Here is a 15,072-nt window from a genome sequence, read left to right on the forward strand (position 1 = left end):
GGCGGTGTGGCTTAGCGTAAAGGCTGCAGGCGCTCGGCCAGTTTGCCGTTGGCGACGAGTTCTAAGAATTCATCGCCCATGCGTTGGCTTTCCGCCATGGCGTGCTGCCAATAACGGGCACGGCCGGCGTCGTCGCCTAGATAGCGGCGAAAATCGCTGCGGTCCGGCAATTTGCCGTGCGGTAGGCTGGCCAGATAGTCCTTGGAGGGCGCGAGCAGCAGCACATCCTGCAAACGGCTGTGGCTGCCATGGCGCCACGGTAGGCTCTTGTCGAACCAGCCGGGTACTACGCGATCGGTAAAGTGCGGGTACAGCACAATGCCGCCAGTTTGGTAGGGCAAGTCGAGGTGGTAGTCGAGCAAGCCGCCATCGCGGTAAGTGCCGGGGCCGGCGCCGGGAATATCTTTCACCCCGAGCATCACCAGCGGAATCGAACCCGAGGCCAGTAGCGCCGGGCGCAGGTTATCGAGGTTTAGCGCCAAGTGCTCGTTAGCAAAGGCATCGCGACCGGCCAGCGGCGGCGCTTGGCGGGGGTCGTGGGCAATCAGGCGGTCAAAGTGCTTGGCCAAGCGGCGGCGGCCTAGCAGGTTGTTGCTGATCACCGCCGCCAGCCCTAAGGCCACGCGGCCACGGCTGTCGTGCTGTAGCTGGCCGTGGGTGCGGTTGACCATCACGTTTAGGCGGTAATGCGGGTTGCTCAGAATGTTGGCATCTTGCTCGGCCAGTAGCGCATCGAGCATATCGCGGCACAAGCGGGTGACTTCCGCCAAGCTCAAGCCTTTGGGGAAACTCATGCTGGTGTACAGCTCTGACAAGCGCTTAAGCCCGGCAATAGGGTCGGGCATGCACACGCTGGCCATCCGCCACGCGCCAATCGAGGCGCCGACCAGTGAACGCACTTGCGGCGCTTGTGGTAAAAACTCGCCAAACACGGCGAAATCCAGCCCTTGAATGCCCAGCCCTTTGGGGCCGCCAGCGGCGCCGGGAATGATATGCACATCGCTGGCTTGCAAACCGTGCTCACGCAGGCGTGCCATGGCGCGGGGGCCGGCGCGAAGGGTGAGGCTAGGTTGGCGGATGTGGATGGCGGCGGGCATGGCGCAGTCCTTGGCGTAAATAGGGATGTTGGGCGGGGCGGCCATTATTGGCCAAGGCGGCAGGAGGGCCAAGCGTCATGCTCAATGCTGATGCTGGGTTATTGTCTGACAATTCACCCGTCTAGGTGATGTGGCGGTTACAAAACGCGGCGTAGTGTGGCGGCACAACAACAAAAAAGCGGGAGTGCCCCCATGCGTTATGTACAAAAACTGCTGGTGAGTGTCGCGTTACTCGTTTTAACCCTGTCGGCTCAGGCGGCCACGGGCGTTTTCCCCAAGAGCACCTTCGATAACCTCGATTACGGCTTGTATTGGTTTGGCTTTGGCGACAGCTGGCAAAAAGCCGTGCCGGGCCAGAGCAATGCCTATTACAGCAATACCAAACCCACCATCATTTATATCCACGGTTGGCAGAACGGCGCCACCGCGCGCCAGTCGCGGGAAACCTTCAACCGTTTTGATGCCGGCGGCCCAGACCTCGACTTGGCCAACAGCTGGCTGAACGCCGGTTATAACGTGGGCATCTTGTACTGGAACCAGTTCGCCGATGAAGGCGAAGTGAAAGACGCCGAAGCCAAGATTTGGACAGCTACCGGCCCGCGTGCCATGCGCTGGCGCAACAGTGCTGGTGTCTACAGCAATGGTCCCAGCCAATCGGCAGGCGACCTGTTGTTTGCCAGCTACCGCGATAACTTGGCCGGCTATAACGGCAGCAACATCCGCATTGCCGGTCACTCGCTGGGCAACCAGATGGCCATTGTGCTGACCAAGAAAATCAGCGATGCCGTGACCGCCGGCACCATGAACAGCAAGCTGCTGCCTAAGCGGGTGGCCCTGCTGGATCCGTTCTACTCCAACTACGCGAAAAGCTACTTGGGCAACAAGTGGGTCGGCGAGGTATGCCGCACCTACGTGAGCGAGCTGAAAACCAAAGGCGTGGTCTTTGAGGCCTACCGCAGCTCGGCAGTGACCAGCACCATCTTTGTTGGCGATGCCAATACCAACCTGATGAAGATGACCGCCTACACCGAGCTAAAGCCGCAGTACTTCACCACCGCGCAACAAACCGAGAAGCACAACGCAGCGGTTTGGCACTACCTGTGGTCGTTCAGCTTTAATGCTCCGGCAATTACTGGCAGCAGCTTGCTGGGCCTGTCGGCGAAAACCACCGACACCCGGACTAACGAGCTAATGAACGGCACGCAGAAGCTGGTACACAACCTGGGCGTCAACACTAAAGAGCCGTCGGATGACACCTTTACCCTGCAAAACCGCTAAGCGTTTCTGCCGCGCTATGCTCGGCTAAGTCTCATGTTTTGCCGCAAAAAGCCAGTGCTATGCGCTGGCTTTTTGCTTTTTAATCAATGGGTTAAATGGATTTTTAGGATTGTCGAACAATTCACCCGTTTGGGGGATTTGGCCTGTGTCAGCAGGGGGCTAGGGTAGACACACAATAAAAAACGGGAGAGCCCCATGCGTTATTTAAACCAACTGCTGGCGAGCGTCGCTTTATTGCTAGTGGCCTTGAGTGCTCAGGCCGCCACTGGTGTATTCCCCAAGAGTACTTTCGATAATTTGGATTACGGCCTGTATTGGTTCGGCTACGGCGACAGCTGGCAGAAAGCCGTGCCGGGGCAAAGCAATGCCTACTACAACACCAGCAAGCCGACCATTCTGTATGTGCACGGCTGGCAGAATGGCGCTACCGCGCGCCAGTCGCGGGAAACCTTTAACCGCAAAGATGCCGGCGGCCCAGACCTGGACTTGGCCAACAGTTGGCTGAATGCCGGCTATAACGTCGGCATCCTGTACTGGAACCAGTTCGCCGATGAAGGCGAAGTGAAAGACGCCGAAGCGAAGATCTGGACGGCTTCCGGCCCCAAAGCCATGCGCTGGCGTAACAGTGCCGGTAACTACAGCAATGGCCCGAGCAAATCAGCCGCTGACCTGCTGTTTGACAGCTACAAGGCCAACTTGGCCGGCTATACCGGCAGCAATATCCGCATTGCTGGCCATTCGCTGGGTAATCAGATGGCCATTGTGCTGACCAAGAAGATCAGCGATGCGGTGAACGCCGGCACCGTGAGCAGCAAGCTGCTGCCCAAGCGCGTGGCGCTGCTGGACCCGTTCTACTCCAACTGGGGCAAAAGCTACTTGGGCAATAAGTGGGTGGGCGAGGTATGCCGCACTTATGTCAGCGAGCTGAAAACAAAAGGCGTGATCTTCGAGGCCTACCGCACCTCGGCAGCCACTAGCACTGTGTTTGTGGGCGATGCCAACACCGGTTTGCTGAAAATGACCGCCTTCACCGAGCTTAAGCCGTGGTACTTCCAATCGTGGCAGCAGGCGGAAAAGCACAATGCAGCGGTGTGGCACTACCTGTGGTCGCACAGCTTCAATGCCCCGGCGATCAGCGGCAGCAGCTTGTTGGGCGCTTCGGCCAAAACCAGCGACAGCCGCATTAAAGACTTAATGAACGGCACGCAGAAACTGGTGCACGACTTAGGCGCGTATTCCAAAGAGCCGTCGGACGACACCTTTAAGCTGCAAAACCGTTGATATTCGGCAGTCACTGCTGGCAAAGACTCGTTGCTGCACGGATGCAGAGGGTGAGAGGGGTCATCAAAGCGTCACACAGATGATGTAGCTTACATAACGCAATATCCCCCCGCTTTACCGACGCCTAGGCGTCGGTTTTTCTTTTTGGGGTTGCCCTGTTAGGTTGCCTTGATTAACGCGCGCAGTCGTTCACGCATGCTGGCGCGAGCGCTGTAACCGCCGCCACGCATGCAAACGCTGGTTAAGCTCGGCAAGGGTGGCAATGCCTTGCTGCTCGGCTTTTTTCAGCAGAATTAGCGCCAGTTCTGCCGTCACTTGGGCATCCGCTGCGGCACTGTGGCGGACTAGCACCTGCAGCTTGAAGTGCTTGACCCAGTCGTCTAAGCCACCACGGCCTACGTTGGCTTCGGGGCAAAGCATCGGCGCCAGTTCGGCAACATCTAAAAACACATGGCGCAGTTGCATGTTCAGCTGGTTTTTCAGCGCGCGGGCCAGCATGCGTTGGTCGAACGGGGCATGAAAGGCGAGAAACACGCACGCCCCAGCCCACTCCATAAAACTCAGTAAGGCTTGCGCAGGTGGCGTGCCAGCCGCCGCAGCGCTGGGCGCGATGCCGTGAATTAGCACGCTGGGATTGAGCACATTCTGCTCGCGGCGCAGGGTGGCTTCGAACTGCTCGCCCATGATGATCTGCCCGTGCTGCAACAACACAGCGCCAATCGACAGCACCTTGTCGCGCTGCGGGTTAAGGCCGGTGGTTTCTTGATCCATCACGATAAAACGCTGCGCGTGCAGCGCTTGCGCACCCAACGGCACAGCGGGCGGTAGTTCGCGTAGCCGTGCGAGTAGCTCGCTGCTCAGCGGCTCGGTAGGTTTGCCAAACCAGCGCTGCCAAATGCTCATAGCTTGTAGCGCAGCGCCAGCGAGGCTTGCAGGCGCTGCGCTTGGCGGAACGATTCGCGCAGAATGCGCCGATCCAGCGGATTAAGCGCATCGGGGTCTATACGGTTGCTCAGTGGCCGGCCCTCGCGGCTTTGTCGTTGGTGCAATTGCAGGCGGGTGAGTTGAATAAAGTTGTAGGCTTCCTCAAAGGCGTCGGCGTCTTTGCTATCCACCACGCCGCGCTCCACCAAGGCCGCAAAGCGCGCCAAGGTAGAACTCACGGCAATCTGATTGGCCAGCGCTAACAATCGCGCGGCATCCACAAAGGGCGTTAGCCCCTGCACTTTTAAGTCCAGCGTGTGTTTTTCCGCGCCGCTTTTGGCCACCACAAAGTCGCGGAACAGCCCCAGTGGCGGGCGCTGACGCAGGGCGTTTTCGGCCAGCATGCGTTGGAACAAAGTATTGCTCTGGATATGGCTGAGCAAAAACTGCTGCAAGCGCTCCACCCCGATGGTGGGGCCATACACGCTGCGCAGGTCAAAGTAGATGCTCGAGCCGAGCAGGTTCTCTGGCGTGGCGCTGCTAATCATGCGCGCAAAGCGCTGTTGCCACTCGTGCTCGCTAAGGCACAGCTCGGGGTTGCCAGCCATGATGTTGCCTTTGCACAGGGTAAAGCCGAGGTGGTCGAGCTCTTGGTTAATCCGCTGTGCGATGGGTAGCAGGCGCTGGCGCAGGGCTTCGCTGTCGTCGGTGGCGTCGCAGCTGAACAGCATGCCGTTGTCCTGATCGGTGTGCAGGGTTTGCTCGCAGCGCCCTTCGCTGCCAAATACCAGCCAGGTAAAGGCAATACCGGGATCGCCCAGTTCGGCGATGACCAGCTCAATCACCCGCGCCACGCTGTGGTCGTTAAGCAAGGTGATGAGATGGGTGACCTGCACCGACGAGGCGCCGTGCGCCAACATGCTGTCGACCAAACGCTGAATATCGCCACGCAGGCTTTGCAGCGCGCTAAAGCTGGCTGCATGACGAATGGCGCGGGCCAAGTGGACTAAATCCACCCGCTGCAGCGAGAACAAATCGCGCTCCGACAGCACGCCGACCAAGCGCTGCTGATCCACCACGGCAATGTGCGCGATGTGCCGCTCGGTCATCGCCATCGCCGCATCAAAGGCGCTGGCGCTGGAGGGTAGGGCGAAGGGCTGGGGGGTCATCCATTGGCTGATTGGCTGTTGAAAATCCGCCAAACCATCGGCCACCACCCGGCGCAGGTCGCGCAGGGTGAAGATACCCAGCGGGCGCTGCGCGTCATCGGTGATCAGCATGCTGCCGACATGCTGCTCGTGCATGGTTTTCACCGCCGCTTGCAGCGGCGTATCGCTGGCGCAAGTCACCGGCGTGCGGGCCATCAGTTCGGCCAGCGGGGTGTCGAGCGAATAACTGGCGCCTAAGTGCGCCACGGCATCGCGTTGCGCTTGTTGGTTAACGTGATCGAGCAGGCTGCTCACGCCGCGCAAGGCGAAGTCGCGAAACACCGTGCACTCGGCAAACAAGCGCACAAAAGCCTCGCGCGGCAGTTGCAGGCAGAAGGTGTCTTCACTGGCTAAATGGCGCGTGCGGGTGGCGCGTTCGCCCAATAACGCCGCCAGCGGAAAGCATTCGCCGCCGCTGATCTCGAAGGTGTGTTGTTGCTCACCATCGGCGGGGGCGCGCTCGCCGCGCACTAAGCCTTGCTTGACGATATAGAAGTGCTGCACCGGGCCATCGGCCGGCGCCAAGATGGTTTCCCCGGCGCAATAAAACTGCAGCACACAGCGCTCGACCAGATAGCTCAGGTGGTTATCCAGCATCTGCGCAAAGGGCGGATATTTGCGCAGAAACTCCATGGTGCCATGGATGTTCTGCTGCACCGCCGTGCGCCCAGCTTCGGCAAAGGCTTGTTCGCGGGTCATGGTGGCTCCGTTTTCTTTTCGTATCGCTTTTATTCCTTACGCCTGCCATTGGACCTTGGTCGTAGCTGGGCGTTGCACGGCTCTTGATGAGTACCCTGTGCTAAGGCGCTTTTTGCAGTGTTGTCGACAATTAGTCGTACAAGACGGTTTTAAAGCGCATGGATGGCAGTATTTGTTGAAAAATTGTCAACAGATGGCCGTGTTACCCGAAAGGGCATCGCCGCTTACCCAGCAGGAGGATTCATCATGCAGGCCTATCAAGCCGCCGTTCACGCCGCCAGCGAGTCACCGCAGCGTTTTTGGGAGGTGCAGTCCCGCGCGTTGGATTGGTATAGCGCGCCGCAAAAAATCCTCAGCCGCGACGAGCAAGGCGCGCAGCGCTGGTTTGCCGATGGCCTGCTGAACACCAGTCACCTGTGTTTGGATGCGCAGATTGCCGCCGGGCGCGGCGCGCAGCTGGCACTGATCTACGACTCGCCAGTGACCGGCCAGCAAGCGCGCTACACCTACCAGCAGCTCAAAGACTGGGTAGCACACGCCGCCGGCATGCTCAAGGCGCAAGGGGTTGGCGCTGGTGATCGGGTGGTGATTTATATGCCGATGATCCCCGAGGCCGCCGTGGCCATGCTGGCCTGTGCGCGCCTAGGGGCGATTCACTCGGTGGTGTTCGGCGGTTTTGCCGCGCACGAGCTGGCGATTCGCATCGAAGATGCCACGCCCAAGGTGATCATCACCGCCTCCTGCGGTATCGAAATCGACCGTGTGCTGCCCTATAAGCCGCTGGTGGATAAGGCCATCGCCGAGGCCAGTCACAAGGTTGCATGCTGCGTGGTATTGCAGCGCCCGCAATGCCAAGCCGAGCTGCACGGCGAGCGTGATGTGGATTGGCACACGGCCATCGCTAAGGCCGAAGCCGCCGAGCCGGTGCCGGTGCGCGCTACCGACCCGCTGTACATCCTCTATACCTCCGGCACCACCGGTAAGCCCAAAGGCGTGGTGCGCGATAACGGCGGCCATGCGGTGGCCATGCACTACAGCATGCACACGGTGTACGGGGTTAAGCCGGGCGATGTGTTTTGGGCGGCGTCGGATGTCGGCTGGGTGGTGGGGCACTCTTATATCGTCTACGGCCCGCTGCTGGCCGGTTGCACCACGGTGTTGTACGAGGGCAAACCGGTGCGCACGCCGGATGCCTCGGCCTTCTGGCGGGTGTGTGCCGAGCATCGAGTGAATGTATTGTTTGCCGCACCGACGGCCTTCCGCGCTATTCGTAAAGAAGACCCTAGTGCCAAGGGTTTGCAAGGCCACGATTTAACCGCCTTGCAGCGCATTTATTTGGCCGGCGAGCGGCTCGATCCACCGACCTACGACTGGCTGAGCGACACGCTTAAACGCCCGGTGCTCGATCACTGGTGGCAAACCGAAACCGGCTGGGCGATTGCCGGTAACCCAGTGGGCTTGCAGCTGATGCCGGTCAAGGCGGGCTCGGCCACCGTGCCGATGCCTGGCTATCAAATCGAGATTCTCGACGACGAAGGCCGCACCTTGTCGGCCGGTCAGCAAGGCAATATCTGCGTCAAACTGCCGCTGCCGCCGGGCTGCTTGCCGACCATTTGGGGCAATCAGGCGCGCTTTGAGGCCGGCTACTTAAACAACTTCCCTGGTTACTACCAAACCGGCGACGGCGGTTATCTGGATAGCGACGGCTACTTGTTCGTCATGGGCCGCACCGACGACATCATCAACGTGGCGGGGCATCGTTTATCCACCGGCGAAATGGAAGAAGTGCTCGGCAGCCACAGCGCCGTGGCTGAGTGCGCGGTGATCGGTGTGGCTAATGAATTAAAAGGCCAACTGCCGGTGGGTTTAGTGGTGCTCAAAGACGGCGCCATGGTGGAAGAAGAGCAGCTCAGCCGCGAACTGGTGGCGCAAGTGCGCGAGTCGATTGGCGCCGTGGCGTGTTTTCAGCGTGCCTTGGTGGTCAAGCGCTTGCCAAAAACCCGCTCGGGCAAGATTTTGCGCCGCACCCTGCGGCAGATGGCCATGGGCGAGGCGTATAGCGTGCCATCCACCATTGATGACCCGGCCGTGCTGGATGAGCTAAAAGCGCAATTGGCCAGCCTTGAAGACTGCGCCATTCGGCCTGCTTAACGGCCATTTCTGCGCCGTCCACCGTGGGTGCAGGGTGGTTTATTTTGTAAAAGTTAGCCGCGCGCAGCAGCAAAGCGCGCGGCCTTTTGCTATCTTGCCGACATTCCCAAGCAAGAACTTGAGCCCTGTAGCGAGGCGCTAAAAGCATCGGCGTCTCCTTGGGCTGTCGCGGTAGTAGAGGTGTCGCTTGATTAAAGTGCTGGTGGTCGATGACCACGATCTGGTGCGAACCGGCATTCGCCGCATGCTGGCCGACGTGGACGGCATTGGCGTGGTGGGCGAGGCCGAATCAGGCGAGGAAGCGCTCAGCAAAGTGCGCGAGCTAGCCCCCGACGTGGTGCTGATGGACGTGCGCATGCCCGGCATCGGCGGTTTAGAAGCCACCCGCAAACTGCTGCGTAGCCACGAAGATTTGCGCGTGATTGCCGTTACCGCCTGCGAAGAAGACCCGTTCCCCAGCCGCTTTATGCAGATCGGCGCCGCCGGCTACATGACCAAAGGCGCAGCGCTGGATGAAATGATCCAAGCCATTCGCCAAGTGTTTAAAGGCCAGCGCTACATCAGCCCGCAAATTGCCCAGCAGTTGGCGCTTAAGCCGTTCCAGCCCGATGCGCAGTCGCCGTTTGATTGCTTGTCTGAGCGCGAAATGCAGATCGCCTTGATGATCGCCAGTTGCGTGAAGGTGCAGGACATCTCCGATCAGCTGTGTCTTAGCCCGAAAACCGTGAACACCTACCGCTATCGCATCTATGACAAGCTGGCGATTAGCAGCGACGTCGAGCTGGCGCTACTGGCCGTGCGCCACGGCATGGTGGATGCCGGTAAGCCGGTCGGATGACAGACGCGTTTGACGCCAAGGCGTTTTTGGCGACCTGCAGTACCCATCCCGGTGTGTACCGGATGTTCGATGACAGCGCCAAGCTGCTCTACGTGGGTAAGGCGAAAAACCTTAAAAAGCGCCTCTCCAGTTATTTTCGCAGCACCGGCCTCGCGCCAAAAACCGCGGCTTTGGTGGCGCGTATTCATAGCATCGAGCTGACCATCACCGGCAGCGAAACCGAAGCGCTGCTGCTCGAACAAACCCTGATTAAAGAATGGCGGCCGCCGTACAACATTCTGCTGCGCGACGATAAGTCGTACCCCTATGTGCACCTGTCGGCGGGCGAGTTTCCGCGCTTGGCCCTGCACCGTGGCAGCAAAAAGGCTAAGGGCCGTTACTTCGGCCCGTACCCCAGCGCCTTGGCGATTCGCGAAAGTCTTAACCTGCTGGAGAAAGTCTTTCAGGTGCGCCAGTGCGAAGACAGCTACTTCGCTAATCGCAGTCGGCCCTGTTTGCAGTACCAAATCAAGCGCTGCAAAGCGCCCTGTGTGGGGCTGGTGAGTGAGGCGGAATACGCCGAAGACGTGCGCCATTCGGTGATGTTTCTCGAAGGTCGCAGCCAAGCGCTGTCGCAAGAACTTAGCAGTCAGATGGAAGCCGCTGCGCAGCAGTTGGACTTCGAACAAGCCGCGCAACTGCGCGATCAGATAGCCATGCTGCGCCGCGTGCAAGATCAGCAGCACATGGAAGGCGAGCAGGGCGATGCCGATGTGCTGGCCGTGCAGGTCAGCCCCGGCGGCGCCTGTGTGAATATCCTCACCGTGCGCCAAGGCCGCGTGCTGGGCGGCAAAAGCCACTTCCCGCAAATGGGCATTGAAGAGACACCAGAAGACATCCTCAGCGCCTTTATCGCCCAGTATTACTTAGGTCATGCCGAACGCGACTTGCCGGCGGAAATCATCGTCAGTCATCCCGGTGACGAGCTAGAGTTGCTGGAAGACGCCCTGCGCGAGGTGCGCGGCAAGGCCCTGAGCATTCGCGCCAAAGTACGTGGCCAGCGCGCGCGTTGGCTCAGCTTGGCGCAAACCAACGCTGAGCAAGCCTTGCAGGCGCGCTTAGCCAGCCGTGCGCAGTTGTCGAGCCGCTTTATTGCTTTGGCTGAAGCGCTGGAGCTAGAAACCCTGCCGCAGCGTTTGGAGTGCTTCGATATCAGTCACTCCAGCGGCGAGGCCACGGTGGCCTCGTGCGTGGTGATGAGCGTGGAAGGGCCGATTAAGTCCGACTATCGCCGCTTTAATATCGAAGGCGTGGCCGCCGGTGACGACTACGGCGCCATGCGCCAAGCGCTGGAGCGGCGCTTAAAGCGCCTGCAAAAAGGCGAGGGCAAGTGGCCGGATATCCTCTTGGTGGATGGCGGCAAAGGCCAGCTGAACATGGCGCGTGAGGTGTTGGCTGAGCTAGCGATTACCGACCTGCCGCTGCTCGGTGTGGCCAAAGGCGAAACCCGTAAGCCGGGTTTTGAAACGCTGTACTTGGATACCGCTGACAACGCTTTTACCTTGCCGGCAGATTCGCCGGCGCTGCACTTAATTCAGCAAGTGCGTGACGAAGCGCACCGTTTTGCCATTACCGGGCACCGTGCGGCACGTGGCAAAGCGCGGCGCACTTCTAAACTGGAAGATATCCCCGGCGTGGGGCCCAAGCGGCGCCGCGAGCTACTCAAGCACTTTGGCGGCCTGCAAGAACTCAGCCGCGCCAGTAGTGAAGAGATCAGCAAAGCGCCGGGAATCAGTAAAAAGCTTGCCGAGCAGATTTATGCCGCTTTGCACAGCGAGTAGAATGCGCGGCTTCGTGTTGCAGCGTGGCCGCCCAACCTTAGTCGGTGAGCATGGGTTAAGCCGGGCTTGCTTTAATGGGTTTAGGCCTGCCTGTAGCACTCATCATTTTTTGGCGTCGTTATGAATATTCCGAACATCCTCACGCTGTTGCGCGTGGCCCTCATCCCCGTCTTTGTGGTGCTGTATTACTTGCCCTTTAGCTGGAGCTTCTGGGCCGCCAGTGCGGTGTTTGCGCTGGCCAGCGCCACCGATTGGCTGGATGGTTACTTGGCCCGCCGTTGGGGGCAAACCACGCCGTTCGGCGCCTTTCTTGACCCCGTGGCCGACAAACTGATCGTCGCCGTGGCTTTGGTGATGCTGGTAGAAACCCACGCCAACCTGTGGCTGAGCATTCCGGCGGCGGTGATTATTGGTCGCGAGATTGTTGTGTCGGCGCTGCGTGAATGGATGGCCGAGCTGGGCGCGCGGGCGCAAGTGGCGGTGTCGTCGCTGGGCAAGTGGAAAACCGCCGCGCAAATGCTCGCGCTGGTGATTCTGCTGGCTAACCCGGCTTCGTTTAATCCGTGGGTAATCTTCGGTTATGTGCTGTTAGGTTTGGCGGCGGTGCTCACCTTGTGGTCGATGCTCAGTTACTTGCGCGCCGCCTGGCCACACCTGAGCTGGGATGTGAAAAGCGCCGAAAAAGACGCATAAGTATTTTCATATCAATAACTTGACAGGTATTGCTGAGCCGTTAGAATGCGCCCCACGCCAAGCGGGAATAGCTCAGTTGGTAGAGCACGACCTTGCCAAGGTCGGGGTCGCGAGTTCGAGTCTCGTTTCCCGCTCCAGTTTTCGATGTGCTGCTTAGCAGTCATCACCGGGTTAAGGCTGAGTAGCAGAGTGGTTATGCACCGGATTGCAAATCCGTGAACGCCGGTTCGATTCCGACCTCAGCCTCCAATTAAAAGCCCCAAGCAGTAATGCTTGGGGCTTTTTCTTTGCCTGCGCGAAAGGCGTTAGCGCACGTGTTTGCGCAGGAAGTCTTCGATCTTCTGGCTTTCTTGCTCCAGCAGGTTCTCCAGCGGTTTGAAGGGCGTGCCATCAAAGTAACGCGCCGGCGAGCTTGGGCCGTCCGGGCTGCCGTGATCGGCGTCGATCGAGTCGCGCCAGCGCTGTGCGTGGGTGCGCCATTCTTCTTGGTTGACGGTGGTGGGCGGGGTGAACCACACATTCCACGTCAGCACGTTGCCTTGCTTAAGCATGTTGCCCGAGCCCAAGTTGAAGATGTCCATCACCAGTTGGTTGAACTCGTCCACCACGCTGTTGCCGGTTGGCTCGATGGCGCCGATTTGCACGCCCAGATGAGACACATCCCACGCCTCGGCGGTGTGTCGGGCAAATTCAGGAATCGGGAAATCGCTGCTTTCGCCAGAGCGCAGCGGAAAGATCGGCTGCTGCGGGTTGCCCGGTAGCGAGGTGTTAACGCGAATCGCGTTGGCTTTATCAAACGGGAAATGCAGCTTGTTGGCGATGAAATAAGCCATCAGATCGGCCACGTGCTGTTTCTGCAGCGCGCTGGGGCTAAACCACACTTTGCCGATCACGCTCATGTCGGCGGCCATGGTTTTGCTCGGCTCATCCACCCAGCCGCGCTGACCGGTGACGGTAACCTCGACGTTGAGCACGCCAAAGTGCTCAGAATACATACCTTGCTGCGGGCAAATGATCGAGAACACGCGGCCCTTGTCGGTATAGCCCAGGCGCGAAATATACGGCGCAAACATCTGATAGCAGCGCTTGGGGTCGGCCTCGCCGGGGGCGGATTCCCAGCTGAATTCGGGCCACTCGACCGGCTGCTGACGCTGCAACTTGTCGATGTTGGCCATGTTGTCGAGCATGGGTAACGCGCTGAGGTTGGGGTTGGGATAGGCGAAGTCGGCGTTCGACTGCATAAAACCGCCGATCCAGCCCGCTACGGGCTTATTGTTATTGGTGGACATTGCAACTCCATATGCCAATTGGCTGTTAAGCCCCATCTTGGGGTTGAGCATTGGTTATAGGCGAGTAGAGCCCGTTAAGCCAAGTACATTAGGTTTTGCGCTTGCTTGATGACTAGCTAGGGGGCGCCCACCCCTGCGGCAATGACTACTTAGTAGTCTCGCTCGACCTTGGCGATGCGGGTTTTAAAGGCGCTGTACCAACGCTCTTTACCTAAGCGCTGTGCCTCCAAGTGCTCGGCATTGGCCTTCCAGCGTTTGATCGACTCCAGATCAGCCCAATACGACACCGTGACACCCACGTCGCTACGCGCCGACTCCACCCCTAAAAAGCCCGATTGCTGCGCCGCCAACGCCAGCATGCGCTCAGCCATCGCGGCATAACCATGATCGCCCTCGTGGCGCTCAGAGGTGAAAATCACCGCGTAATACGGCGGTGTAGGGGTGTTGGCGATTAGTGACATGGGATTTCCTTATGCGGAATGGGGTCTGTGCCCATTTTCTTTAACCTTCGGCGGCGCAAGCTCATTTTCGGTGCCCCAGCTTCGTAGCCATGCCCCCACAGCAACACCTGAAACCTCGCGGCCCTGAGCGACTGACTCCATCGCTTGCAGTGTTTCTTGCCAGCGGGCCTGCTCTAACTCCTGACGCTCACAGTATTCGCTAAGGGCTTGATTGATCAGTCAGCTTTTACTTTTGTGCAGCTTCTCCGCCTAAGCTACAAGCTTTTTTCGAGATCAGGCTGAAGCCGAATGGTAGTGATGCTCATGGGCATGCCCTTCGCTCACTTGAGTGCATTGTTTTACAGGTTATTCAAGCGGACAAGGAAGCCCAGCGCGACGCATGGAGGGGGAGGGGTTTGTAGGGTGCTCAGTGTTGCAAAAAACCAGTAATTATGGGGCTTCTGGCCGGCCGGGCGCTCGTTTTCGCCCTTTGCAGCACTGTGATTCCGACACTGTTCCGGCACCTGCTCCGCGTAATTGGAGCTTAGTGGAACTGTGTTTGTATAGTTTTACTCTGGCGCATTAATCCACGACTCTAATGCATTTTCTATGAATTCCGGGATTTCAACTATTTTCTTAAGTGACAAAATCTCACGGGATGCCTCCTTGTTTTTTTTGATAGTACCTTCTTTGTAGCCACCAAAAAAATAACCACCTACTTCAATAGGAGCTGGAATGTGAACAAGTATTTGTGAGGTGGGTCCTGTTTTGTGCTCATTAAATAGGACAGTGACCTCTAGGAGGAATAGTGACAAGCCAAGTGGGTCTCCCCAGTAATCGGTTGAAAGCGTAAATTCTATTCGATCTGTTTCTTGGGCTTTTATTTCGTGATGGATTTTTAATTTGCATAATGAATTTGGTTTCTTTGATATTTTTAGATCGTATCTCGCAGAAATTTCCTTTAAGCTTGGGTGTTTGTCTGTATGAATATCCCAGTGCTGAATCGTTCTTACTTCTATGGAAACGCTGATTTATTAAGCCTCACACCAGCACCAGTGCCGATTCGCAGCGCAAAATCAGAAAACCAGCTCGATTCCCCGCATGACTAGCGCCTTTTGGCGTTAGCGCAGCCTCCGTAGAGGCCATTTCCCGTCAGCAAGACGGATTTATCCCGTGAGCACGCATCAAATGTCGCTTGGATAGCAGCAAATTCGCGAAGCCAAACAGGCTGAACAGCTGCGCCGTGTTTTTCGTCAGACCGCGATAGCGCGTTTTGCGGTAATGAAACAGATTTTTAACCACGTGAAAGGGATGCTCGACTTTGGCGCGCACTTTGGCTTTCAGGCGTTCTATT

Annotated in this window: 13 protein-coding genes and 2 tRNA genes; 8 read left to right on the plus strand and 7 right to left on the minus strand. The window is 58.4% G+C overall.

Going from position 1 to position 15,072, the window contains the following annotated elements:
• Positions 1–11 precede the first annotated feature (11 nt).
• Entirely contained in the window at positions 12–1,097 is a 1,086-nt protein-coding gene (locus BMX80_RS06740) for a patatin-like phospholipase domain-containing protein (RefSeq protein ID WP_074866616.1), read from the minus strand.
• A 192-nt stretch (positions 1,098–1,289) separates the two neighbouring features.
• Between BMX80_RS06740 and BMX80_RS06745 the strand changes: the two genes are divergently transcribed.
• Positions 1,290–2,375: a hypothetical protein gene (locus tag BMX80_RS06745; protein ID WP_074866619.1), complete on the plus strand. Its 1,086-nt coding sequence runs from the start codon at positions 1,290–1,292 to the stop codon at positions 2,373–2,375.
• A 195-nt stretch (positions 2,376–2,570) separates the two neighbouring features.
• Entirely contained in the window at positions 2,571–3,656 is a 1,086-nt protein-coding gene (locus tag BMX80_RS06750; RefSeq protein ID WP_074866622.1) for a hypothetical protein, read from the plus strand.
• Positions 3,657–3,845: 189 nt separating this feature from the next.
• On the opposite strand, the gene BMX80_RS06755 is transcribed toward BMX80_RS06750, so the two are convergent.
• Both BMX80_RS06755 and BMX80_RS06760 read right to left on the minus strand, forming a co-directional pair.
• The gene (locus BMX80_RS06755; RefSeq protein ID WP_074866624.1) at positions 3,846–4,559 is read right to left on the minus strand and encodes a 3'-5' exonuclease; all 714 of its coding nucleotides are present in this window, start codon (positions 4,557–4,559) and stop codon (positions 3,846–3,848) included.
• Entirely contained in the window at positions 4,556–6,487 is a 1,932-nt protein-coding gene (locus BMX80_RS06760) for a putative nucleotidyltransferase substrate binding domain-containing protein (protein ID WP_074866627.1), read from the minus strand. The genes BMX80_RS06755 and BMX80_RS06760 overlap by 4 nt, the downstream gene beginning before the upstream one ends.
• Before the next feature lie 246 nt (positions 6,488–6,733).
• Between BMX80_RS06760 and BMX80_RS06765 the strand changes: the two genes are divergently transcribed.
• The 6 genes from BMX80_RS06765 (at position 6,734) to BMX80_RS06790 (ending at position 12,238) form a co-directional block, all read left to right on the plus strand.
• Positions 6,734–8,638 carry a propionyl-CoA synthetase gene (locus BMX80_RS06765; RefSeq protein ID WP_074866629.1) on the plus strand — a complete coding sequence of 635 codons (1,905 nt, stop codon included), beginning with the start codon at positions 6,734–6,736 and terminating at the stop codon, positions 8,636–8,638.
• 187 nt (positions 8,639–8,825) lie between these two features.
• Positions 8,826–9,476 (plus strand): response regulator transcription factor GacA, encoded by a 651-nt coding sequence (gene gacA / locus BMX80_RS06770; protein WP_071871217.1) that lies wholly within the window; start codon positions 8,826–8,828, stop codon positions 9,474–9,476.
• Positions 9,473–11,296 (plus strand): excinuclease ABC subunit UvrC, encoded by a 1,824-nt coding sequence (gene uvrC / locus BMX80_RS06775; protein WP_074866632.1) that lies wholly within the window; start codon positions 9,473–9,475, stop codon positions 11,294–11,296. Before gacA ends, uvrC begins: the two co-directional genes overlap by 4 nt.
• Before the next feature lie 120 nt (positions 11,297–11,416).
• A complete protein-coding gene (gene pgsA / locus BMX80_RS06780) occupies positions 11,417–11,989 on the plus strand; it encodes a CDP-diacylglycerol--glycerol-3-phosphate 3-phosphatidyltransferase (RefSeq protein WP_071871219.1) in 573 nt (190 codons plus the stop codon).
• A gap of 61 nt (positions 11,990–12,050) precedes the next feature.
• Positions 12,051–12,126: transfer RNA gene (locus BMX80_RS06785), tRNA-Gly, on the plus strand.
• 38 nt (positions 12,127–12,164) lie between these two features.
• Positions 12,165–12,238: transfer RNA gene (locus BMX80_RS06790), tRNA-Cys, on the plus strand.
• 56 nt (positions 12,239–12,294) lie between these two features.
• Here BMX80_RS06790 and BMX80_RS06795 read toward each other — a convergent pair.
• The 4 genes from BMX80_RS06795 to BMX80_RS06810 form a co-directional block, all read right to left on the minus strand.
• Positions 12,295–13,278 (minus strand): hypothetical protein, encoded by a 984-nt coding sequence (locus BMX80_RS06795; RefSeq protein ID WP_074866634.1) that lies wholly within the window; start codon positions 13,276–13,278, stop codon positions 12,295–12,297.
• A 149-nt stretch (positions 13,279–13,427) separates the two neighbouring features.
• Positions 13,428–13,739 (minus strand): antibiotic biosynthesis monooxygenase family protein, encoded by a 312-nt coding sequence (locus BMX80_RS06800; RefSeq protein WP_074866637.1) that lies wholly within the window; start codon positions 13,737–13,739, stop codon positions 13,428–13,430.
• A gap of 548 nt (positions 13,740–14,287) precedes the next feature.
• Positions 14,288–14,533 carry a hypothetical protein gene (locus BMX80_RS17820; protein WP_175474886.1) on the minus strand — a complete coding sequence of 82 codons (246 nt, stop codon included), beginning with the start codon at positions 14,531–14,533 and terminating at the stop codon, positions 14,288–14,290.
• A gap of 337 nt (positions 14,534–14,870) precedes the next feature.
• A partial coding sequence (locus tag BMX80_RS06810) for a transposase (protein WP_139214031.1) occupies positions 14,871–15,072 on the minus strand: 202 nt, incomplete at its 5' end.

The sequence above is a fragment of the Atopomonas hussainii genome, assembly GCF_900109735.1.
GTDB lineage: Bacteria > Pseudomonadota > Gammaproteobacteria > Pseudomonadales > Pseudomonadaceae > Atopomonas > Atopomonas hussainii.

Excerpts from the sequence above, each read along its gene's own strand:
- BMX80_RS06740 (WP_074866616.1), bottom strand. The coding sequence starts at position 1,097 with ATGCCCGCCGCCATCCACATCCGCCAACCTAGCCTCACCCTTCGCGCC.
- BMX80_RS06745 (WP_074866619.1), top strand. The coding sequence starts at position 1,290 with ATGCGTTATGTACAAAAACTGCTGGTGAGTGTCGCGTTACTCGTTTTA.
- BMX80_RS06750 (WP_074866622.1), top strand. The coding sequence starts at position 2,571 with ATGCGTTATTTAAACCAACTGCTGGCGAGCGTCGCTTTATTGCTAGTG.
- BMX80_RS06755 (WP_074866624.1), bottom strand. The coding sequence starts at position 4,559 with ATGAGCATTTGGCAGCGCTGGTTTGGCAAACCTACCGAGCCGCTGAGC.
- BMX80_RS06760 (WP_074866627.1), bottom strand. The coding sequence starts at position 6,487 with ATGACCCGCGAACAAGCCTTTGCCGAAGCTGGGCGCACGGCGGTGCAG.
- BMX80_RS06765 (WP_074866629.1), top strand. The coding sequence starts at position 6,734 with ATGCAGGCCTATCAAGCCGCCGTTCACGCCGCCAGCGAGTCACCGCAG.
- uvrC (WP_074866632.1), top strand. The coding sequence starts at position 9,473 with ATGACAGACGCGTTTGACGCCAAGGCGTTTTTGGCGACCTGCAGTACC.
- pgsA (WP_071871219.1), top strand. The coding sequence starts at position 11,417 with ATGAATATTCCGAACATCCTCACGCTGTTGCGCGTGGCCCTCATCCCC.
- BMX80_RS06795 (WP_074866634.1), bottom strand. The coding sequence starts at position 13,278 with ATGTCCACCAATAACAATAAGCCCGTAGCGGGCTGGATCGGCGGTTTT.
- BMX80_RS06800 (WP_074866637.1), bottom strand. The coding sequence starts at position 13,739 with ATGTCACTAATCGCCAACACCCCTACACCGCCGTATTACGCGGTGATT.